Annotated in this window: 20 protein-coding genes; 16 read left to right on the forward strand and 4 right to left on the reverse strand. The window is 71.3% G+C overall.

The features are described 5' to 3' along the window. Nucleotides 1–5 precede the first annotated feature (5 nt). From galK to purU, 7 genes are all read left to right on the forward strand, one after another. On the forward strand, nucleotides 6–1,127 hold the full coding sequence (gene galK / locus IFT73_RS09610; protein WP_192167469.1) for a galactokinase: 1,122 nt from the start codon (nucleotides 6–8) through the stop codon (nucleotides 1,125–1,127). Next, entirely contained in the window at nucleotides 1,124–1,972 is an 849-nt protein-coding gene (locus IFT73_RS09615; protein WP_192167470.1) for a prephenate dehydratase, read from the forward strand. The genes galK and IFT73_RS09615 overlap by 4 nt, the downstream gene beginning before the upstream one ends. Next, nucleotides 1,969–3,078 carry a GNAT family N-acetyltransferase gene (locus tag IFT73_RS09620; protein WP_192167471.1) on the forward strand — a complete coding sequence of 370 codons (1,110 nt, stop codon included), beginning with the start codon at nucleotides 1,969–1,971 and terminating at the stop codon, nucleotides 3,076–3,078. The genes IFT73_RS09615 and IFT73_RS09620 overlap by 4 nt, the downstream gene beginning before the upstream one ends. A gap of 66 nt (nucleotides 3,079–3,144) precedes the next feature. Beyond that, entirely contained in the window at nucleotides 3,145–3,930 is a 786-nt protein-coding gene (locus tag IFT73_RS09625; RefSeq protein ID WP_192167472.1) for an endonuclease I family protein, read from the forward strand. A gap of 55 nt (nucleotides 3,931–3,985) precedes the next feature. Further along, entirely contained in the window at nucleotides 3,986–4,570 is a 585-nt protein-coding gene (locus tag IFT73_RS09630; RefSeq protein WP_056606540.1) for a PadR family transcriptional regulator, read from the forward strand. Beyond that, nucleotides 4,549–6,102, forward strand: a complete 1,554-nt coding sequence (locus IFT73_RS09635) for a DHA2 family efflux MFS transporter permease subunit (protein ID WP_192167473.1) — start codon at nucleotides 4,549–4,551, stop codon at nucleotides 6,100–6,102. The genes IFT73_RS09630 and IFT73_RS09635 overlap by 22 nt, the downstream gene beginning before the upstream one ends. 37 nt (nucleotides 6,103–6,139) lie before the next feature. Further along, the gene (purU, locus tag IFT73_RS09640) at nucleotides 6,140–7,000 is read left to right on the forward strand and encodes a formyltetrahydrofolate deformylase (protein WP_192167474.1); all 861 of its coding nucleotides are present in this window, start codon (nucleotides 6,140–6,142) and stop codon (nucleotides 6,998–7,000) included. A gap of 35 nt (nucleotides 7,001–7,035) precedes the next feature. Here the strand turns inward: purU and ppk2 are convergent, their stop codons facing one another. Continuing rightward, entirely contained in the window at nucleotides 7,036–7,941 is a 906-nt protein-coding gene (ppk2, locus tag IFT73_RS09645; RefSeq protein WP_371811223.1) for a polyphosphate kinase 2, read from the reverse strand. A gap of 121 nt (nucleotides 7,942–8,062) precedes the next feature. Between ppk2 and IFT73_RS09650 the strand changes: the two genes are divergently transcribed. The 5 genes from IFT73_RS09650 (at nucleotide 8,063) to IFT73_RS09670 (ending at nucleotide 12,433) form a co-directional block, all read left to right on the forward strand. After that, nucleotides 8,063–8,689, forward strand: a complete 627-nt coding sequence (locus IFT73_RS09650; protein WP_192167476.1) for a DedA family protein — start codon at nucleotides 8,063–8,065, stop codon at nucleotides 8,687–8,689. A gap of 83 nt (nucleotides 8,690–8,772) precedes the next feature. After that, a complete protein-coding gene (locus IFT73_RS09655; RefSeq protein ID WP_192167477.1) occupies nucleotides 8,773–9,804 on the forward strand; it encodes a sulfate ABC transporter substrate-binding protein in 1,032 nt (343 codons plus the stop codon). Next, nucleotides 9,801–10,652: a sulfate ABC transporter permease subunit CysT gene (gene cysT, locus IFT73_RS09660; protein ID WP_192167478.1), complete on the forward strand. Its 852-nt coding sequence runs from the start codon at nucleotides 9,801–9,803 to the stop codon at nucleotides 10,650–10,652. The genes IFT73_RS09655 and cysT overlap by 4 nt, the downstream gene beginning before the upstream one ends. Next, nucleotides 10,645–11,475 (forward strand): sulfate ABC transporter permease, encoded by an 831-nt coding sequence (locus tag IFT73_RS09665; RefSeq protein ID WP_056606522.1) that lies wholly within the window; start codon nucleotides 10,645–10,647, stop codon nucleotides 11,473–11,475. The genes cysT and IFT73_RS09665 overlap by 8 nt, the downstream gene beginning before the upstream one ends. Then, entirely contained in the window at nucleotides 11,465–12,433 is a 969-nt protein-coding gene (locus tag IFT73_RS09670; RefSeq protein ID WP_192167479.1) for a sulfate/molybdate ABC transporter ATP-binding protein, read from the forward strand. Before IFT73_RS09665 ends, IFT73_RS09670 begins: the two co-directional genes overlap by 11 nt. Nucleotides 12,434–12,612: 179 nt before the next feature. Here IFT73_RS09670 and IFT73_RS09675 read toward each other — a convergent pair whose 3' ends face one another. The 3 genes from IFT73_RS09675 to IFT73_RS09685 form a co-directional block, all read right to left on the reverse strand. Beyond that, nucleotides 12,613–13,812 carry an MFS transporter gene (locus tag IFT73_RS09675; RefSeq protein ID WP_371811225.1) on the reverse strand — a complete coding sequence of 400 codons (1,200 nt, stop codon included), beginning with the start codon at nucleotides 13,810–13,812 and terminating at the stop codon, nucleotides 12,613–12,615. Between the two features lie 77 nt (nucleotides 13,813–13,889). Next, the gene (locus IFT73_RS09680; protein WP_192167480.1) at nucleotides 13,890–14,564 is read right to left on the reverse strand and encodes a hypothetical protein; all 675 of its coding nucleotides are present in this window, start codon (nucleotides 14,562–14,564) and stop codon (nucleotides 13,890–13,892) included. 159 nt (nucleotides 14,565–14,723) lie between these two features. Beyond that, on the reverse strand, nucleotides 14,724–16,949 hold the full coding sequence (locus IFT73_RS09685; protein ID WP_192167481.1) for an NADP-dependent isocitrate dehydrogenase: 2,226 nt from the start codon (nucleotides 16,947–16,949) through the stop codon (nucleotides 14,724–14,726). Nucleotides 16,950–17,165: 216 nt separating this feature from the next. Between IFT73_RS09685 and IFT73_RS09690 the strand changes: the two genes are divergently transcribed. The 4 genes from IFT73_RS09690 to IFT73_RS09705 all read left to right on the forward strand — a co-directional run bounded on the left by IFT73_RS09690 (nucleotide 17,166) and on the right by IFT73_RS09705 (nucleotide 19,824). Further along, nucleotides 17,166–17,435 carry a hypothetical protein gene (locus tag IFT73_RS09690; protein WP_192167482.1) on the forward strand — a complete coding sequence of 90 codons (270 nt, stop codon included), beginning with the start codon at nucleotides 17,166–17,168 and terminating at the stop codon, nucleotides 17,433–17,435. Continuing rightward, nucleotides 17,435–18,307 carry a DUF692 domain-containing protein gene (locus IFT73_RS09695; protein WP_192167483.1) on the forward strand — a complete coding sequence of 291 codons (873 nt, stop codon included), beginning with the start codon at nucleotides 17,435–17,437 and terminating at the stop codon, nucleotides 18,305–18,307. Before IFT73_RS09690 ends, IFT73_RS09695 begins: the two co-directional genes overlap by 1 nt. Then, the gene (locus tag IFT73_RS09700; RefSeq protein WP_192167484.1) at nucleotides 18,304–18,747 is read left to right on the forward strand and encodes a hypothetical protein; all 444 of its coding nucleotides are present in this window, start codon (nucleotides 18,304–18,306) and stop codon (nucleotides 18,745–18,747) included. Before IFT73_RS09695 ends, IFT73_RS09700 begins: the two co-directional genes overlap by 4 nt. A gap of 87 nt (nucleotides 18,748–18,834) precedes the next feature. Then, nucleotides 18,835–19,824 (forward strand): malate dehydrogenase, encoded by a 990-nt coding sequence (locus IFT73_RS09705; RefSeq protein WP_192167485.1) that lies wholly within the window; start codon nucleotides 18,835–18,837, stop codon nucleotides 19,822–19,824. The last annotated feature ends 85 nt before the right edge of the window (nucleotides 19,825–19,909 follow it).

Here is a 19,909-nt window from a genome sequence, read left to right on the forward strand (position 1 = left end):
CGCAGGTGACTGACGTGCGCCGGTGGGACGTTCCCGGCCGGGTGAACCTGATCGGCGAGCACCTCGACTACAACGGTGGTCCGGTCCTGCCGATGGCGATCGACCGCACCGTGACGGTCAAGGCCCGCGCCCGCGACGACGGGACGGTCAACGTCTGGAGCGACCTCCCCGGGGCCGCCAAGGTCTCGTTCGCGGTGACGGTGCAGCCGGGCGAGGTCGACGGCTGGGCCGCCTACGTCGCCGGGACGGTCTGGAGCCTCGCCGACCGCGGCCACGCGATCCCGGGCGCCGACCTCGTCATCGAGTCGCGGCTCCCGTCGGGGGCCGGCCTCTCGTCGTCGGCCGCCACGACGTGCGGCGTCGCGTCCGCGCTCGACGACCTGTTCTCGCTGGGCCTCGGCACCGACGACGTCGCGCTCGTCGCGCAGCACGCCGAGGCGGGGTACGTCGGCGCACCGGTCGGGCTCATGGACCAGCTGGCGGTGCTGCACGGCGTCGCCGAGCAGGCCGTCCTGATCGACACCGCGGTCACGCCGCACACCACGACGCCCGTCGCGCTGGGCTGGGAGGCCGACGGCCTGGTGCTCGCGGTCATCGCGACGGGCGCGCACCACGCCCTGGCCGACGGCGAGTACGCGGCGCGCCGCGACGAGTGCGAGCGGGCCGCTGCCGAGCTGGGCCTGGAGCGGCTCGCGCAGGCCGGTCTCGACGCGACGGTCATGCTGGCCGACGAGACGCTCAAGGCGCGCACCCGTCACGTCCTGACCGAGACCGCCCGCGTCCGGGGGGCCGTCACCGCGATCGGCCGCCGCGCGTGGCCCCAGCTCGGCACGATCCTGACGGCGTCGCACGCCTCGCTGCGCGACGACTTCGAGGTCAGCTGCCCCGAGCTCGACGTCGCGGTCGAGGCCGCGCTCGAGGCCGGCGCCCTCGGCGCCCGCATGACGGGCGGCGGCTTCGGCGGCAGCGCGATCGCCCTGGTGCCGCCCGAGAAGGTCCAGGCCCTGCGCGAGCGCGTCGAGGTGCGGTACGAGCAGCACCAGTGGAAGCGCCCCGAGGTCTTCGTCGTGCACGCGTCGGACGGTGCCCACCGGGTCCCCGACACGGGTGCCAGACTGGGCGGGTGACCTCTCGACGTATCGCCTACCAGGGCGAGCCCGGCGCCAACTCCGACATGGTGTGCCAGCGGCACTACCCCGACTGGGAGACCCTGCCGTGCGCGTCGTTCGAGGACGTCTTCGCGGCGGTCAGCGGCGGTGACGCCGACCTGGCGATGATCCCGATCGACAACTCGATCGCCGGCCGCGTCGCCGACATCCACCACTTCCTGCCCACGTCGGGCCTGCACATCGTGGCCGAGCACTTCCTGCGCATCCAGTTCAGCCTGCTGGGGGTGCCGGGCGCCTCGCTCGACACGATCCGGACGGTGCACAGCCACGTCCACGCGCTGGGCCAGTGCCGCAAGATCATCAAGCAGCACGGCCTGCGGACCGTCATCTCGGGCGACACCGCGGGCGCGGCCCGCGAGATCGCCGAGGCCGGCGACGTCACGCAGGCCGCGATCTCGCCGCCGCTCGCGGCGACGATCTACGGGCTCGACGTGCTGGCCTCCGACATCGAGGACGAGGACCACAACACGACCCGCTTCGTCGTGCTGTCGCGCGATCCGGTGCGCGCGGCCTCGGGCAACGGTCCGGTCGTGACGAGCTTCGTCTTCAACGTCCGCAACCTGCCTGCGGCGCTCTACAAGGCCCTCGGCGGCTTCGCGACCAACGGCGTCAACATGACCAAGCTCGAGAGCTACATGGTCGACGGCACGTTCACGGGGGCGACCCAGTTCCTCGCCGAGGTCGACGGCCACCCCGACGACGTGCCGCTGGTCCGCGCGCTCGAGGAGCTGGCGTTCTTCACGACCGACGTCACGATGCTCGGGGTGTACCCGGCCGATCCGTTCCGGGCCTCGACGTCATGAGGTGGCCGCTCGTCGTCCCGGTGCTGAGCGACGGCGAGGTCACGATCCGGGCGCACGTGCCGTCGGACGTCGACGGGCTGCACGAGATGGCCGTCGACCCCGACATGGTCCGCTGGACCGCGATCCCCGATCCGCACACCCGCGCCATGAGCGAGCAGCTCGCGTTCACCGTCATCCCCCGCGGCTGGGAGGACGGCACGCACCGCGGCTGGGCGATCGAGGCCACCGACGACGACGGACGCTCGCGGTTCGCCGGCAACGTCGACATCCGGCAGCGGCCCATCGCCGACATCGGCTTCGCCCTCCACCCGTGGGCGCGCGGGCGAGGCGTCATGGCGCGCGCGGTGCGCCTGGCCGTCGACTGGGCCCTGACCGAGGGCGGCGTCGAGATCGTGCACTGGCGCTCGCACGTCGGCAACGAGGCGTCGCTGCGGGTCGCGCACGCCACGGGCTTCACGCTGCACGGCACGACGCCGGGCATGCTGCTCGAGCGCGGGCGCGTCATCGACGCGTGGACGGGGTCGCTGCGCTTCGGCGACGCCCCGTACGCGCGGACGCCGTGGGCCGGGGCGGCGGTGCTCGAGTCCGGGCGGCTCAGGCTGCGGCCGTTCACGGACGCCGACCTGCCCCGCATCGCCGAGGCGTGCTCCGACCCGCTCACCCGGCACTTCCTGTCGAACCTCCCCCGGCCCTACTCGACGGCGACGGCCCGCGCGTACGTCGACGACTGCGTGTGGCAGGCCGCCACGGGCGCCAAGGCGACGTGGGCCGTCGCCGACCGCGACACCGACGAGCTGCTGGGCAACGTCGCCGTCATGGACCTGCAGGGCCTGGCCGCCGACCACGGCGAGATCGGCTACTGGCTGCACCCCGACGCCCGCGGACGCGGGGTCATGACCGAGGCCACGACGCTGGTCGTCGACCACGCGCTCGACCCCGACGGCCTCGACCGCCGGCGCCTGACCCTGCACGCCGCGGTCGACAACCCCGCCAGCAACGCGGTCGCGCGATCGGCGGGCTTCACGCTGTTCGGCACGCAGCGTGCCGCCGAACGACTCGGCGACGGTTCGTTCGACGACCTGAACGGCTACGAGCTGCTCCGCTGACCCGACACCGGGTCGTCATCTCGCGTTCGTCCGCGGCACCGTCGCGCTGTGGAACCATCCCGGAGCATGACCTTCACTCTCGGGAGGGGCCGCGCCCTCGCGCTCGCCCTCGTCAGCCTGTTCCTCGTCGTCCTCGGCACCGCCGGGTCCGGGCCCGCCACGGCGGCGTCCGACGACTACTACGCGCCGGCCGCCGGCAAGACAGGATCCGCGCTCAAGTCGGCCCTGCACGACATCATCGACGACCAGACGAGGCTGTCGTACAGCCAGGTCTGGACGGCCCTGCAGGACACCGACGAGGACCCGTCGAACCCGTCCAACGTCATCGAGACGTACTCGGGCACGTCGATCGCCAAGAATCGCAACGGCGGATCGGTCGGCGACTGGAACCGTGAGCACGTGTGGGCGCAGTCGCACGGCGACTTCGGGACGGGCGCCGGCCCGGGCACCGACCTGCACCATCTGCGACCCGCCGACGTGCAGGTCAACAGCACCCGCGGCAACAAGGACTTCGACGGTGGTGGGTCGGCGGTGTCGGGGTGCAGCGGCTGCCTGACGGACGGCGACTCGTTCGAGCCGCGCGCCGCCTACCGGGGCGACGTCGCGCGGATGATGTTCTACATGGCGGTGCGCTACTCCGGCGACGACGGCTTCGCCGATCTCGAGCTCAACGACACGGTCAACGGCTCGACGCGCTTCCACGGACGCGTCTCGACGCTGCTGCAGTGGAGCGCGGCCGATCCGGTCAGCGCGGCCGAGGTCCGTCGCAACGACCGCATCGACGCCGCCTGGCAGCACAACCGCAACCCGTTCATCGACCACCCGGAGTACGCGGCGCAGATCTGGGGCTGACCACTCGGTTGCATCCTGCGACCATCTGCCATATGTTCCACATGGAATATTTCGGATGGAGCACGGAGGCACGATGGGCATCACCCCGTTGGCGCTGTCGGCGCTCGCGCTGCTGGCCGAGCGCCCCATGCACCCGTACGAGATGTACCAGCTGCTGCTGGAGCGTCACGAGGACGAGCTGGTCAAGGTGCGGCCCGGATCGCTGTACCACGCGGTCGAGCGGCTCGAGGACCACGAGCTCGTCGAGGTCGTCGGCACCGAGCGCGAGGGCAACCGTCCCGAGCGCACGACCTACGCCATCACGACCGCCGGACGCTCGGCGCTGGTCGAGCGCATCCGCGACATGCTCAGCACGCCCGTCAACGAGTTCCCGCAGTTCCCCGTCGCGCTCGGCGAGGCCCACAACGGGCCCGCCGACCTGGTCGCCGACGACCTGAGGTCGTACGTCGCGGCGCTCGACGAGCAGATCCACCACGCCTCCACGTACCTCGACGCCGCCCATCAGCGGGGCGTGCCGGAGGTCTACCTGCTTGCCGGCGAGTACGTCCGGCACCTCCGACGGGCCGAGCGCGACTGGATCACGACCCTCATCACCCGCATCGAGACCAAGGACCTCCCATGGCATCCCGACCACCCCTGAGCACCGACCTGCCCCCCGACCCCGGCTCTCCCGTCGAACGGTCCCCCTGGCCCGCCCTCTGGGCCATGGTCATCGGCTTCTTCATGATCCTCGTCGACAACACGATCGTCTCGGTCGCGACGCCCGCGATCCGCGACGACCTCGGCACCGACTACAACTCGGTCATCTGGGTCACGAGCGCCTACCTGCTCGCGTACGCCGTGCCGCTGCTCGTCACCGGACGGCTCGGCGACCGCTTCGGCCCCAAGAACATGTACCTGCTGGGGCTCACGATCTTCACGCTCGCCTCGCTGTGGTGCGGCCTGACCGGCTCGATCGAGATGCTGATCGTGGCGCGCGTCGTGCAGGGTCTCGGTGCCGCCCTCATCACGCCGCAGACCATGGCCGTCATCACCCGCACGTTCCCGGCCGCCAAGCGCGGTGGGGCCATGGCGCTGTGGGGCGCGACAGCGGGCGTCGCGACGCTCGTCGGCCCGATCCTCGGCGGCGTGCTGGTCGACAGCCTCGGCTGGGAATGGATCTTCATCGTCAACGTCCCCGTCGGCATCATCGGCTTCGTGCTGGCCGTGCGCCTCGTGCCGGTGCTGCCGACCCACAGCCACTCCTTCGACTGGCTCGGCGTCGCGCTCAGCGGCATCGGCGTCTTCCTCGTCGTGTTCGGCATCCAGGAGGGCGAGAAGTACGACTGGGGCACCATCACGGGCGTCATCAGCGTGCCGCTGCTGATCGCCGTCGGGCTCGTCGTGTTCGCGACGTTCGTGTGGTGGCAGGGCCGCATCCGCAAGGAGCCGCTCGTCCCGCTCGGGCTGTTCCGCGACCGCAACTTCTCGCTCGGCAACTCCGGCATCGCGCTGGTCTCGCTCGCGATCACGTCGATGTCGCTGCCGTTCTTCTTCTACGCGCAGGGCGTCCGCGGCTGGAGCCCGACCGAGTCGGCACTGCTGATGGCGCCGATGGCGGTCGTCCTGATGGTGCTGTCGCCGTTCGTGGGCAGGCTCGTCGACCGCACGCACCCGCGCAACATCACGGTCGTCGGCTTCGGCACCGCCGCGATCGCGATGTTCTGGCTGTCACAGCTGATCGCACCCGACACGCCGGTGTGGCTGCTGTGCCTGCCGATGGCGCTGTTCGGCGTCTCGAACGCCTGCCTGTGGGCGCCGCTCAGCGCGACCGCGACCCGCAACCTGCCGATGGCCTCGGCCGGCTCGGGCGCCGGCGTCTACAACACGACGCGGCAGATCGGCGCCGTCCTCGGCAGTGCCGCGATCGCCGCGCTGATCCAGGCCCGGCTGACCGCCAACGGGCTCGAGGGGGCCACCGAGGCCGGCCAGGGCACCTCCGGCCCCATGCCCGCGCCCGTCCAGACCGCGTTCTCCGACGCGATGTCGCAGACGCTGTACCTGCCCGTCGTCGCCTTCGTGATCGGCGTCGTGCTGGTGATGTTCCTGGCCAGGCCGTCACACGTCGGGCACGGCGGCGCGGCGGCACAGACGCCGGACGAGAAGGCGGCGCCGGCGGACGCGTCCGCCTAGCCGCGAGCCGGGCACCCGCCCTCTCTAGAGTGGGCGGGTGCCCTCGTCGTTCGTCCTGACCCTGTCGTGCCCCGACCGCCCCGGTCTCGTCTACGCGGTGACCCGCTGGATCGTCGAGTCGGGCGGCAACCTGCTCGACAGCCAGCAGTTCACCGACACCACGACGCAGCCCGCCGACGAGCGCGAGTTCTTCCTGCGCGTGCACGTCGACTTCGCGGCGCCGCGCGACCTCGACGATCTGCACGCGGACTTCGCGTCGATCGCCGCCGAGCACGCCATGACGTACCGGCTCGTCGTGGCCGAGCAGCCCCTGCGCGCCCTGGTGATGGTCTCGAAGGAGGGCCACTGCCTCAACGACCTGCTGTACCGCCAGAGCGCCGGCGGCCTCAACATCGAGATCCCCGCGATCGTGTCGAACCACCGCGACCTCGAACGGCTCGCGGCCTCGTACGACGTCCCGTTCCACCACGTGCCCGCGACCGACAAGCCCGCCGCCGAGGCGCGTCTTCTCGAGCTGGTCGAGCAGCTCGACGTCGACCTCGTGGTGCTGGCCCGCTACATGCAGATCCTGTCGGACGACCTGTGCCGCAGCCTCGACGGGCGCGCGATCAACATCCACCACAGCTTCCTGCCGAGCTTCAAGGGGGCGCGCCCGTACCAGCAGGCGCACGACCGCGGCGTCAAGCTGATCGGCGCGACCGCCCACTACGTCACGGCCGACCTCGACGAGGGTCCGATCATCGAGCAGGGCGTCCTGCGCGTCGACCACCGCCGCTCCCCCGCCGACCTCGCCCGCGCCGGCCGCGACGTCGAGGCGCAGACGCTGTCACGGGCCGTGCAGCTGCACGCGGAGTCGCGGGTGCTGCTGCACGGCCAGCGCACCGTCGTCTTCGACTAGCGCGCCTCGCCCCGCCCCGCCCCGCTTGACCCGCGTCAGTCGGCGGCGTCGCGGAAGATCTCCGCGGCCGGGCCGACGACCTGCGGGTCCGCGGCCGTGACGAGCTCGCGGTCCTTGTTGTCGTAGTCGAACTGCGCCAGCACGTGGCGCATCGCCTCGACGCGGGCGCGCTTCTTGTCGTTGCTCTTGACGACGGTCCACGGCGCGTCCGGGGTGTCGGTCATCGTGAACATCGCCTCCTTGGCCGCGGTGTACGACTCCCACTTGTCGAGCGACTCCAGGTCCATCGGCGACAGCTTCCACTGCCGCACCGGGTCGACCTGGCGGATCGCGAACCGGGTGCGCTGCTCGGCCGACGACACCGAGAACCAGAACTTCACGAGGTGGATGCCGTCGCCCACCAGCATCCGCTCGAACTGCGGCACCTGACGCATGAACTCGCCGTACTGCGCCTCGGAGCAGAAGCCCATGACCCGCTCGACCCCCGCCCGGTTGTACCAGGACCGGTCGAACATCACGATCTCGCCGGCCGCCGGCAGGTGCTGCACGTAGCGCTGGAAGTACCACTGCGACGACTCGCGCTCGCTGGGCTTCTCGAGCGCGACGACCCGTGCGCCACGGGGGTTGAGGTGCTCGGTGAACCGCTTGATCGTCCCACCCTTGCCGGCGGCGTCGCGCCCCTCGAACACCACCACGAGCCGCTCGCCGCGGGTCTTGATCCAGTTCTGCAGCTTCAGCAGCTCGATCTGCAGGAGCCGCTTCTGCAGCTCGTACTCGCGCACGTCGAGACGGTGGTCGTACGGGTAGCCCTCGCGCCACGTGTCGACCTGCCGGCCGCGGTCGTCGAGCAGGACGGGGTCGTCGTCCTCGACGTCGATCACGGTGTAGCCGTGCAGCTTGGCCAGGTCGATGCCGGTCGGGGCGAGGAAGTCGGTGCTCACGCACCGGAGCCTAGGCAGGCCGCGTGAACCCGGGGTGAACGGCGACGAGTGGCGCAGTTGGCCGGTTCTCGTAGGCTCGACGTCTACGTCGGACCATCCGGCACCTGCCGGAGGAGAACCCATGCTCGACGGGGTCAACGACGTCATCCTGGACCTCGCGGGGTCCCCGTGGGTCTACCTGGTCGTGTTCGCCTTCGTGGCCGTCGACGCCTTCGTGCCGCCCGTCCCGAGCGAGTCGGCGCTGGTCGCGCTCGCCGCGGTGTCGGTGTCGTCCGGCGACCCCGACCTCCTGCTGCTGGGGCTCGTGGCGGTGGCCGGCGCGCTCGTCGGCGACAACACCGCGTACGGCATCGGACGCAAGATGGGCACCGACCGGTTCGCGATCCTGCGCAGGCCCAAGGCCGTCGAGGTCATCGAGCGCGCCGAGCACGAGCTCGACAAGCGGGCCGCGACGCTGATCCTGACGGCCCGCTACATCCCGGTCGGACGCGTCGCGGTCAACGTGACCGCCGGCGCGACCCGGTTCCCGTACCGGCGCTTCCTGCCGCTCGCGGTGCTCGCGGCCGTCTCGTGGGCCGCGTACAACATCGGCATCGGCGTCGTGGCGGGCTCGTGGGTCAGGGACAACCCCCTGCTGGGAGCCGCCGCGGCCATCGTCTTCGCCCTGATCGTCGGCGTGGCGATCGACAAGATCCTGGCCCACCGCCGGTCGACGTCTCAGGATGTGTCGAAGCGTCCCGCATCGTGAGATCGGATCGGGCGGCGCTCGCACTCGCCTAGTTTGAAGGTCGGAGCACGCACGGTGGCGCGCCCTGGACCCGAGGAACGCCCATGAGGATCTTCTCCCGCACGAGCATCGCCACGGCCGTCGCCGTGTCCCTGAGCGCAGCGGTGCTGTCCGCCTGCGGCGGGGGCAGCGGCGGCGCCGGCGACACCCAGCTCTCGTTGGTCGGCTTCGCCGTCCCCAAGGCCGGCAACAACGCCGCCGAGGCGGCCTTCGCCAAGACCTCCGAGGGCAAGGGCGTGACCTGGAAGGAGTCGTACGGCGCATCGGGCGACCAGAGCCGCGCCGTGGCCAACGGGCTGAAGGCCGACTACGTCCACTTCTCGATCACCCCGGACGTCACCCGGCTCGTCGAGGCCGGCAAGGTCGCCGACGACTGGGACTCCGGCGCCAACAAGGGCATCGTGACCGACTCCGTCGTCGTGCTGGTGACCCGCAAGGGCAACCCCAAGAAGATCACGGGCTGGGACGACCTCGCCAAGCCCGGCGTCGGCATCGTGACCCCCAACCCGGGCTCGTCGGGCGCCGCGCGCTGGAACATCCTCGCGGCGTACCAGCACATCATCGGCCAGGGCGGCAGCGAGCAGGACGCCTCCGACTACCTCGCCAAGGTGTTCGCCAACGTCGACGCCCTGCCGGGCAGCGGACGCGACGCCACGACGGCCTTCCAGGGCGGCACGGGCGACGTGCTGATCTCGTACGAGAACGAGGCCATCCTGGCCCGCCAGAACGGCGAGGACATCGACTACGTCGTGCCGTCCGACACGCTCAAGATCGAGAACCCCGCCGCCGTCACGACCGACGCCGCTCCCCAGGCCAAGGCCTTCCTCGACTTCGTGCTGACCAAGGAGGGCCAGGAGCAGTACGTCGCCAAGGGCTTCCGCCCGCTCGAGTCGGTCGACGGCGTCGACGTCGGCACCGTCAAGGGCGCCAACGACGAGTCCGACCCGTTCCCGGCACCCGAGAAGCTCTTCACGATCGACAACGACCTCGGTGGTTGGGAGGCCGTCAACAAGAAGTTCTTCGACGAGAACGACGGCATCATCACGAAGCTCCTGGCCGACTCCGGCAACTCGTGACGGTCGACACCTCCTCGCTCGCCCCGGGCACCGCGCGCAGGCGCCGTGCCCGGGGCACGGGCGCTCCGCTGACGCGGTCCTCGGGCATCGGCCTCGGGATCGCGCTGACGTGGTTCAGCCTGCTGGTGCTGATCCCGCTGTGCCTCGTCGTGATCCAGTCGGTCGACGGCGGGTGGGCGACGTTCCGCGAGACCCTCACGAACCCCCAGACCGCCGCCGCCCTGCGGCTGACCGTCACGCAGGCGCTCATCGTCACGATGATCAACGTCGTGATGGGCACGCTGATCGCGTGGGTCCTGGTGCGCGACGAGTTCTGGGGCAAGCGGCTGCTCGAGGTCGTCATCGACATCCCGTTCGCCCTGCCGACGATCGTCGCCGGCCTGGTGTTGCTGAGCCTGTACGGGCCCGACAGCCCGCTGGGTGTCAACGTCGCGAACACCGAGCGGTCGGTGTTCCTCGCCCTGCTCTTCGTCACGCTGCCGTTCGTGGTGCGCACCGTGCAGCCCGTGCTGATGGAGCTCGACCGCGACGTCGAGGAGGCCGCGGCGTCCCTCGGCGCGAGCCGCTTCACGACGCTGCGCCGCATCATCCTGCCGAGCCTCGCGCCCGCCATCACCGCCGGAGCCGCCCTCTCGTTCGCGCGCGGCATCAGCGAGTACGGCTCGCTCGTGCTGCTGTCGGGCAACCTGCCGCTCAAGACCGAGGTCGCGTCGGTGCGCATCCTGACGTACATCGAGAACGGCAACGAGGCCGCGGCCGCCTCGGTGGCGACGATCCTGCTGCTCGTCGCGCTGGCCGCGATCGTCCTGCTGCAGATCGTCTCGAAGTGGGTGGCACGCCGTGGCTAGCCGTCTGCGTCAGCCGAGAACGGCCGGCACCTACGGGCGCCGCCTGCTCGTCGTCGCCTACCTGTTCCTGCTGGTCATCTGGCCCGTCGCGCTCGTCGTGCAGAAGACGTTCGAGGGCGGTCTCGACAACCTGCAGACCGCGCTGTCCGACCCCGTCGTCACCGACGCGCTGCAGCTGACGGTCGTCGTGGCGCTGTGGGCCGTCGCGATCAACACGGTCTTCGGCGTCGGCATCTCGCTGCTGCTGGTGCGCTACGACTTCCCGGGCCGCGGGGTGCTGTCGGCGCTGATCGACCTGCCGCTGTCGGTCTCCCCCGTCGTCGTCGGCCTCGCGCTGCTGCTGGCCTACGGCGGCACCAACGGCACGTTCGGCCCGGCCCTGCAGGACGTCGGCCTGCAGGTCGCGTTCGCGACCCCCGGCATCGTCATGGCGACGGCCTTCGTCAGCCTGCCCCTCGTGATCCGCGAGATCGTCCCGGTGCTGCACGAGATCGGCACCGAGCAGGAGCAGGCCGCCACGAGCCTCGGCGCGGGCCCCTGGCAGACGTTCTGGCGCATCACGCTGCCCTCGATCAAGTGGGCGCTCGTGTACGGCGTCGTGCTGAGCCTGGCCCGCGCCCTCGGCGAGTTCGGCGCCGTCAAGATCGTGTCGGGCAACGTCGCCCAGCAGACCCAGACCGCGACGCTCGTCGTCGAGCAGAAGTACCAGGACTTCGAGCAGGGGTCGGCCTACGCGACCTCGTTCCTGCTCGCACTGATCGCGGTCGCGGCGCTCGTCGTCGTGACCATCCTTCGACCCAAGGACGACACTGATGGGGATTGAGATCCGCGGCGTCAGCAAGAACTTCGGCGACTTCGTCGCCCTGCAGGGCATCGACCTGAGCATCCCCAGCGGCCAGCTCACGGCCCTGCTGGGCCCGAGCGGTGGCGGCAAGTCGACGCTGCTGCGCATCATCGCGGGCCTCGAGTCGTCCGACAGCGGGACGATCGAGATCGAGGGCCTCGACGCGACCGGCCTGCCGGCGCAGAAGCGCAACGTGGGCTTCGTGTTCCAGCACTACGCGGCGTTCAAGCACATGACGGTCGAGAAGAACGTCGCCTTCGGGCTCGAGATCCGCAAGAAGCCCAAGGACGAGGTCAGGCGGCGCGTCGCCGAGCTGCTCGAGCTCGTGCACCTCGAGCAGTTCTCGCACCGGCTGCCGTCGCAGCTGTCGGGCGGCCAGCGCCAGCGCATGGCCCTGGCCCGCGCGCTCGCGATCGAGCCGAGCGTCCTGCTGCTCGACGAGCCGTTCGGCGCCCTCGACGCCAAGGTGCGCAAGGAGCTGCGCGAGTGGCTGCGTCGCCTGCACGACGAGGTGCACGTCACGACGGTGTTCGTGACGCACGACCAGGAGGAGGCGCTCGAGGTGTCCGACAACCTCGTCGTCATCAACGAGGGACGCATCGAGCAGATCGGCACGCCCGACGACCTGTACGACCGGCCCGCCAGCGAGTTCGTGCTGTCGTTCCTCGGGCCCGTCACCCGCCTCGGCAACGCCCTGATCCGCCCCCACGACATCGACATCACCCGCTACGAGCACGCCGCGACCGCGACGGGGCGCATCACGCGGTGGACGCGGGTCGGCTTCGAGATCCGGCTCGAGGTCACGCCCGACGACGTCCTGCACCCCGATCCGGTGCAGGTCATCGTGACGCGCACCGAGGCGACGGCCCTGCAGCTCCACGAGGGCGCCCAGGTGTGGCTGCGTCCCCGCGCGGGCGCCGAGACCGTCGTCAGCTGATCCCGGCCGCTGATTCCCAGGTTCACCTCGGAATCAGCGCGCCTCACCCCGGAATCAGCGCGCCTCACCCCGGAACCCGGCACCTCACCCACGGTGCGACCGGGGTGCAGTGCTCGATTGCCGGGTTCACCCGGGAATCGGCGGCCGAGCGCCGGACGGTTCCGGGGTTCTCCTGGGAATCAGCGAGTCGTGGCGTGGCGGCGCTGGTACGCGAGGCCGAGCAGGAAGATCGCGAGCCCGAACGTCGCGAGCACGACGCCGACCCAGCTCGTCGCGCGGTAGCCGTACCCGGCCGAGATGATGACCGAGCCGAAGAACGCGCCGAGGCCGTTGGCGATGTTGAGCGCCGAGTGGTTGAGCGCCGCGCCCAGCATCTGCGCGTCGCCCGCGGCGTCCATGAGCCGGATCTGCAGGTTGATCGCGACGATCGAGCCCAGCGCGCCCACCGCGAGCACCAGCACGAGCGCCGGCACGACGTACGACGCGGCGAAGTAGAACGCGACCAGCACGAGCGACGTCGCGACGAAGCCGCCGATGACCGTCCGCTCGACGTCCCAGTCGGCCAGCAGCCCGGCCCCCCACGACCCCAGCACCGAGCCGATGCCGAAGGCCAGCGTGAACGCCGCGATCCACGCGTCGGACAGGTCGATGACCTGCGTGACGATCGGCGCGATGTAGCTGTACATCGCGAACAGGCCGCCGAAGCCGACCATGCCGGCCGAGACCGCGAACAGCACCTGCGGACGCTTGAGCGCCGACAGCTCGCCGCGCAGCGACGCATCGGTGTTGGCCGGCGAGTGCGGCACGAACAGCGCGATCATGGCGGCCGCGGCGATCGCGATGACCAGCACCGCCCAGTAGGCGCTGCGCCACCCCAGCGTCTGCCCCAGCAGGGTGCTGGCCGGCACGCCCGCGACCGTCGCGACCGACAGGCCCAGCATGACCGAGCTGATCGCGCGGCCGCGCATCTCGGGACGCACGAGCGACGCCGCGAGCAGCGACGCGACGCCGAAGTAGGCGCCGTGCGGCAGTCCGGCGACGAAGCGCGCCACCATGACCGGCACGTACCCGCTGGCGACCGCCGTGATGGCGTTGCCGATGCCGAGCGCCAGGATCAGCCCGATCGCCAGCTCCTTCTTGGGCAGGCGCGCCCCGAGCGAGACGATGACGGGTGCGCCGACCACGACGCCGAAGGCGTAGGCCGTGATGATGTGGCCGGTCTCGGCGTTGGTGCGGTCGATGCCGTCCGCGATCTCCTCGAGCAGGCCCATCGTCATGAACTCGGTCGTGCCGATCGCGAACCCGCCCAGGGCGAGGGCGATCAGCGCGAGCGACACGTGGCGCGTGCGGGGACGGGAGGGCGTGGCGAGAGCAGTCACGCGTCCATTCAAGTGCCTCGGCCCGCGAATGCTTCCATCGAGAGCCTGCGGGCTCTGTCACACCGGCGTCGGCGCGGCTACCTGACCTTCTTGGACGCCGCGCTCCTCGCGGCGACGGTCGGGTAGCCCGCCCGCTGCGCCGAGACCCGCACCGTGATCTTCGTGCGGCGGTCCTTCTTCGTCAGCCGGTACGACGTCTTCGAGGCCTTCGTGATCGGCTTGCCGTTGCGCAGCCACTGGTAGGTGAACCGGTGGCCGGGCGCGACCCACCGGCCCCTCGACCGCACCGAGAGCTTCTTGCCGACCTTGGCGGTGCCCTTGATCGTGGGCCGCCGCTGGTTGACGGCCGGGACGATCGCGGGGGCCGGGGCCGGGGCGGGCGCGGGGGCCGCAGTGGGGGCGGCAGCGCCCGCGATCGCGACCGGCGCCGACGACGACTCGTCCTGCGTCGCGCCGAAGCGCACGCGCTCGACGACGACCAGGGTGTGGCCCAGGTCGGCCTCGGACGGAACGTAGTCCTGGGCACGGCTCAGCACGTCGCCCTCGCCATCGCGCAGCCACTCGTAGGTGCGCGCGTCGGGCGTCGTGCCCCACGTGGCCGGCACGGCCTCGAGGTCGGAGCCGACGGCCGGTGTGCCCGACACGGCGACCTTCGGCACGCCGGCGCTGACGGCCTGCTGGGTCGCCGACGGGCCGACGAGAAGGGTCAGGACGACTCCGGCCGTCCCGAGCGCACCCACGAGCTTCTTCACCGGCCACCTTCGTCCACGAGTCGTGAGCCGGCGGTCACGTCGATCCGTCCGGCCCTGATGAAGAGAGCCCGGGCGGCCCATCATGACGCCGGACGAGTCCTGACTTCAGGACGGACGAAGGCCCCGCCCCCGGACGGGAGCGGGGCCTTCGCGACGGTCTCAGACGACGCGCGACTGCAGGTCGGCCAGCACCGACGTGAACGTGCCCGAAGGGCGCATCACGGCGTTGACCTTCTCGCTGTCGGGGTGGAAGTAGCCCCCGATGTCGGCCGGGTTGCCCTGGACGGCGAGCAGCTCGTCGACGATCGTCTGCTCGTTCGAGGCCAGCTCGCCCGCGACGTCGGCGAAGGCGGCCGCCAGGTCGGCGTCCTCGGTCTGACGCGCGAGCTCCTGCGCCCAGTACAGCGACAGGTAGAAGTGGCTGCCGCGGTTGTCGATCGTGCCGAGCTTGCGGCCCGGCGACTTGTTCTCGTCGAGGAACGTGCCGGTGGCCCGGTCGAGCGTGTCGGCGAGGATCTGTGCGCGGGCGTTGCCCGTCGTCGTCGCCATGTGCTCGAAGCTCGACGCGAGGGCCAGGAACTCGCCCAGGCTGTCCCAGCGCAGGTAGTCCTCCTTGACGAGCTGCTGCACGTGCTTGGGCGCCGAGCCGCCGGCACCCGTCTCGAACAGCCCGCCGCCGTTGATCAGCGGGACGATCGACAGCATCTTCGCGCTCGTGCCGAGCTCGAGGATCGGGAACAGGTCGGTGTTGTAGTCGCGCAGCACGTTGCCGGTGACCGAGATCGTGTCCTCGCCCTTGCGGATGCGGTCGATCGAGTACTGCGTCGCGTCGGCCGGCGACATGATCTCGATCGTGAGGCCGTCCGTGTCGTGCTCGGGCAGGTAGGCGTTGACCTTGGCGATCAGGTTGGCGTCGTGGGCGCGGGTCTCGTCGAGCCAGAAGATCGCCGGGGTGTCGGAGGCGCGGGCGCGGGTGACCGCGAGCTTGACCCAGTCGCGCACCGGGACGTCCTTGGTCTGGCACGCGCGCCAGATGTCGCCGGCCTCGACCGCGTGCTCGATCAGCACCGTGCCGGCCGCGTCGACGACCTGCACCGTGCCGGCCGAGGCGATCTCGAACGTCTTGTCGTGGCTGCCGTACTCCTCGGCCGCCTGGGCCATGAGGCCCACGTTGGGCACCGAGCCCATCGTGGTGGGGTCGTAGGCGCCGTGGGCGCGGCAGTCGTCGATGACGGTCTGGTAGACGCCGGCGTACGAGCTGTCGGGGATGACGGCCAGCGTGTCGGCCTCGGCGCCGTCGGGTCCCCACATGTGCCCCGACGTGCGGATCATGGCGGGCATCGAGGCGTCGACGATGACGTCGCTGGGCACGTGCAGGTTCGTGATGCCCTTGTCGGAGTCGACCATCGCGAGCGCCGGGCCGTCGGCCAGGCCCCGGTCGAAGGCGGCCTTGATCTCGGCGCCGTTCGGGAGCTTGTCGAGCCCCGCGAGGATGCCGCCGAGCCCGTTGCTGGCGCTGAGGCCCGCGGCGTCGAGGTCGGCGCCGAACCGGGCGAAGACGTCCGGGAAGAACGCCTTGACGACGTGGCCGAAGATGATCGGGTCGGAGACCTTCATCATGGTGGCCTTCAGGTGCACCGAGAACAGGACGCCGTCGGCCTTGGCGCGGGCGACCTGCTCGGCCAGGAAGGCGTCGAGCGCGGCGGCGCTCATGACGGTGCCGTCGACGATCTCGCCGGCGAGCACGGGGAAGGCCGCCTTGAGCTCGGTCGTGGCGCCGTCGGCGTCGACGTGCTGGATCGAGATCGTGGTGTCGGCGTCGATCACGACCGACTTCTCGTTCGACCGGAAGTCGTCGGCGCCCATCGTGGCGACGTCGGTCTTCGAGTCGCTGCTCCACGCGCCCATCGAGTGGGGGTGCTTGCGGGCGTAGTTCTTGACCGACAGCGGCGCGCGACGGTCGGAGTTGCCCTCGCGCAGGACGGGGTTGACCGCGCTGCCCTTGACCTTGTCGTAGCGGGCCCGGACGTCCTTGTTGTCGTCGGAGCGCACCTCGTCGGGGTAGTCGGGCAGCGCGTAGCCCTGGGCCTGCAGCTCGGCGATCGCGGCCTTGAGCTGCGGCACCGACGCGCTGATGTTGGGGAGCTTGATGATGTTGGCCTCGGGCTGCTTGGCCAGCTCGCCGAGCTCGGCGAGGGCGTCGCCGATCTGCTGCTCGGGGGTCAGCCGGTCGCCGAACAGGGCGATGATGCGGCCCGCCAGCGAGATGTCGCGGGTCTCGACCTCGACGCCGGCCGTCGAGGCATAGGCCTCGATGACGGGGAGGAAGGAGTAGGTCGCCAGTGCCGGCGCCTCGTCGGTGTGGGTGTAGATGATCTTGGCCATGGGTGCGGCAGCTCCTACGTGTGGATGCCCGACTGATCCCATCGGGACGGGCGAAGAATCTTTTGACATCAAGATAACTCACCCGGGGACGTGTGCTCCCGTCCCCTCGTCGACCCGTTCCCCTTCCACGGACGCCCGCGAGGTGGCACGATCCCCCTCACACGTCACGTCGAGGGCGACGGACCCGGGCCACATCGTTCTGGAGGTTCCATGGGCATGACCGTGATCATCGTCGTCGCCCTGCTCGCCCTCGGCGGCCTGGTGTGGTTCGCGTTCTTCACGCGCGACACGTCGGCCCGCTCGTCGAGGCGCCGCAGCTCGGCGGGCGGGTACGGCGCCACCGGCGGAGGCGCTGCCTACTTCGGCGGCGAGTCCTCCTCCTCCGGCGGCGGCCACCACGACGGGGGGCCCACCTGCGGCGGCGGGTCGTCGTCGTGCGGGGGCGGGTCGTCGTGCGGGGGCGGCGGGTGCGGCGGCGGAAGCTGATGCCCCGCTCCCCCGTCGCGGGCCTCGGGGTGGGCGCCGGCTGGCGGCCGGCGATCGCGCACGAGCTGCTCGCCCGCACCCGGTCGGGCATGCGGTTCTCCGAGGTGGTCGCCGAGAACGTGACCCCCGGCGCCCTGCCGGGGCCGCTGGCCGAGGCCGTGCGGGCCGGGCTCACGGTCGTCCCGCACGGCGTGACCCTCGGGCTCGCGGGGGCCGACGCGCCCGACCCCGGGCGCCTCGACCACCTGGCCTCGCTGGCGCGGGCCCTCGGGGCACCGCTCGTCAGCGAGCACATCGCCTTCGTCAGGGCCGGGGCGCCCGCGCCGGACGACGTCCACGCCGACGTGCTCGAGGCGGGCCACCTCGTGCCGGCGGCCCGCACGTCCGACGCCCTGGCGGTGCTGGTCGACAACGTCCGCGCCGCGCAGGCCCGGCTGCCCGTGCCGCTCGCGCTCGAGAACATCGCCGCGACCCTCGCCTGGCCCGAGAGCACGATGGACGAGGCCGAGCTCCTCACGGCCCTGACCGACGCGACGGGCTGCCTGTTCCTGCTCGACGTCGCCAACCTCCATGCGACCTGCTCGGCGCTGGGCGGAGATCCCCGCGACCTGCTCGACAGGATGCCCCTCGACCACGTCGCGTACGTGCACGTCGCGGGCGGCTTCACCGACCCGGAGGGGGTCTACTGGGACACCCACGCCCACGACATGACCGACGACGTCCTCGACCTCGTGACGCACGTCGTCGACACCCTCGGCCCGGACGGTCCCCCGGTGCTGCTCGAGCGCGACACCGACGTCTCGGCCGAGGTGGTGCGCCACGAGCTCGACCGGCTGCAGCGCGCCGTCGACCGGGCCGGGCTGCCGGCATGACCCGCGACGACCTGAGGGTGCGGCAGCAGCAGGTGCTGGCCGCGCTGCTGCGGGGCGACGTGCCCGAGGGCTTCGACGCCCGCTCGGCCGATCTGACGGTCCGGGTGCTGCGCACCAAGCGCCGCAGCGAGACCGTCGCCGCCGTGCCGTCGCTGCGCGACGTCGACGACCTCGCCGGCCGCTTCGACGCGTGGGCGGCCACGACACCGCGTCGCGGGTGCGTGCACGACGACGTCGTCGACTTCCTCGCGTCCGACGACGGGCCGCTGCCCGAGCCCCTCGCCTCGATCCGCTCGGTCGAGCTGGTCTACCGCCGACGTCGGCACGTCGGCCGCGACCGTCGCCCGGGAGGTCGCCGGTGGGTGCTGGGGTGGGGCCGCCGCGCGTGGCACGTGGGGCCCCGTTCGGCCCCCGTGGCCGATCCGACGCGGGACGGCTGATCGCCCGGATGGGTCGAACCGTCCCGTCTGCGCTACTTTCGACGTGAAGCCCGTCACTACGCCCCGTCTTGCAAGGAGCACCTCACGATGAGCACAACCCCCGTCAAGGTCGCCGTCACCGGCGCAGCCGGTCAGATCGGCTACAGCCTCCTCTTCCGCCTCGCGAGCGGTGCCCTGCTGGGCCCCGACACCCCCATCCAGCTGCGGCTGCTCGAGATCACCCCGGCGCTCAAGTCGCTCGAGGGCGTCGTCATGGAGCTCGACGACTGCGCGTTCCCGACGCTCGACTCCGTCGAGATCGGCGACGACGCCAACCACATCTTCGACGGCGTCAACCTCGCGCTGCTCGTGGGCGCGCGTCCCCGCACCAAGGGCATGGAGCGCGGCGACCTGCTGTCGGCCAACGGAGCGATCTTCACGGGTCAGGGCAAGGCGCTCAACGACCACGCGGCCGATGACGTCCGCATCGGCGTGACCGGCAACCCGGCCAACACCAACGCGCTGATCGCGATGCACAACGCCCCCGACATCCCGCAGGAGCGGTTCTCGGCGCTGACGCGCCTCGACCACAACCGCGCGATCTCGCAGCTCGCGACCAAGACGGGCTCGAAGGTCGCCGACATCAAGAAGCTGACGATCTGGGGCAACCACTCGGCCACGCAGTACCCCGACATCTTCCACGCCGAGGTCGGTGGCCGGAACGCCGCCGAGGTCGTGGGCGACCAGGCGTGGATCGCCGACACGTTCATCCCGACCGTCGCCCAGCGCGGCGCGGCGATCATCGAGGCGCGCGGTGCGTCGTCCGCGGCCTCCGCGGCGTCCGCGACGATCGACGCGGCCCGCACGTGGCTGACCGGCACGCCCGAGGGCGACTGGGCGTCGATGGCCGTGCGGTCCGACGGCTCGTACGGAATCCCCGAGGGGCTCATCTACTCGTTCCCCGTCACGACCTCGAACGGCGACTGGGAGATCGTCCAGGGCCTCGAGATCGACGACTTCTCGCGGGCCAAGATGGACGCCACGGCGCAGGAGCTCATCGAGGAGCGCGACGCCGTCACCCAGCTCGGCCTCATCTGACCCGAATCGCCGACGAGTCGCTCACGCCCGCCGACGAGTCACCCACGCCGACCGACGAGTCACTGTCGGATCGCCGCCGGTGACT

Origin of the sequence: Aeromicrobium sp. CFBP 8757 (assembly GCF_014841755.1) — a bacterium.
Taxonomy (GTDB): Bacteria; Actinomycetota; Actinomycetes; order Propionibacteriales; family Nocardioidaceae; genus Aeromicrobium.

Excerpts from the sequence above, each read along its gene's own strand:
- IFT73_RS09655 (WP_192167477.1), top strand. The coding sequence starts at position 8,773 with ATGAGGATCTTCTCCCGCACGAGCATCGCCACGGCCGTCGCCGTGTCC.
- IFT73_RS09635 (WP_192167473.1), top strand. The coding sequence starts at position 4,549 with ATGGCATCCCGACCACCCCTGAGCACCGACCTGCCCCCCGACCCCGGC.
- IFT73_RS09705 (WP_192167485.1), top strand. The coding sequence starts at position 18,835 with ATGAGCACAACCCCCGTCAAGGTCGCCGTCACCGGCGCAGCCGGTCAG.
- IFT73_RS09670 (WP_192167479.1), top strand. The coding sequence starts at position 11,465 with ATGGGGATTGAGATCCGCGGCGTCAGCAAGAACTTCGGCGACTTCGTC.
- IFT73_RS09650 (WP_192167476.1), top strand. The coding sequence starts at position 8,063 with ATGCTCGACGGGGTCAACGACGTCATCCTGGACCTCGCGGGGTCCCCG.
- IFT73_RS09685 (WP_192167481.1), bottom strand. The coding sequence starts at position 16,949 with ATGGCCAAGATCATCTACACCCACACCGACGAGGCGCCGGCACTGGCG.
- IFT73_RS09620 (WP_192167471.1), top strand. The coding sequence starts at position 1,969 with ATGAGGTGGCCGCTCGTCGTCCCGGTGCTGAGCGACGGCGAGGTCACG.
- IFT73_RS09625 (WP_192167472.1), top strand. The coding sequence starts at position 3,145 with ATGACCTTCACTCTCGGGAGGGGCCGCGCCCTCGCGCTCGCCCTCGTC.
- IFT73_RS09695 (WP_192167483.1), top strand. The coding sequence starts at position 17,435 with ATGCCCCGCTCCCCCGTCGCGGGCCTCGGGGTGGGCGCCGGCTGGCGG.
- IFT73_RS09700 (WP_192167484.1), top strand. The coding sequence starts at position 18,304 with ATGACCCGCGACGACCTGAGGGTGCGGCAGCAGCAGGTGCTGGCCGCG.
- IFT73_RS09630 (WP_056606540.1), top strand. The coding sequence starts at position 3,986 with ATGGAGCACGGAGGCACGATGGGCATCACCCCGTTGGCGCTGTCGGCG.
- IFT73_RS09690 (WP_192167482.1), top strand. The coding sequence starts at position 17,166 with ATGACCGTGATCATCGTCGTCGCCCTGCTCGCCCTCGGCGGCCTGGTG.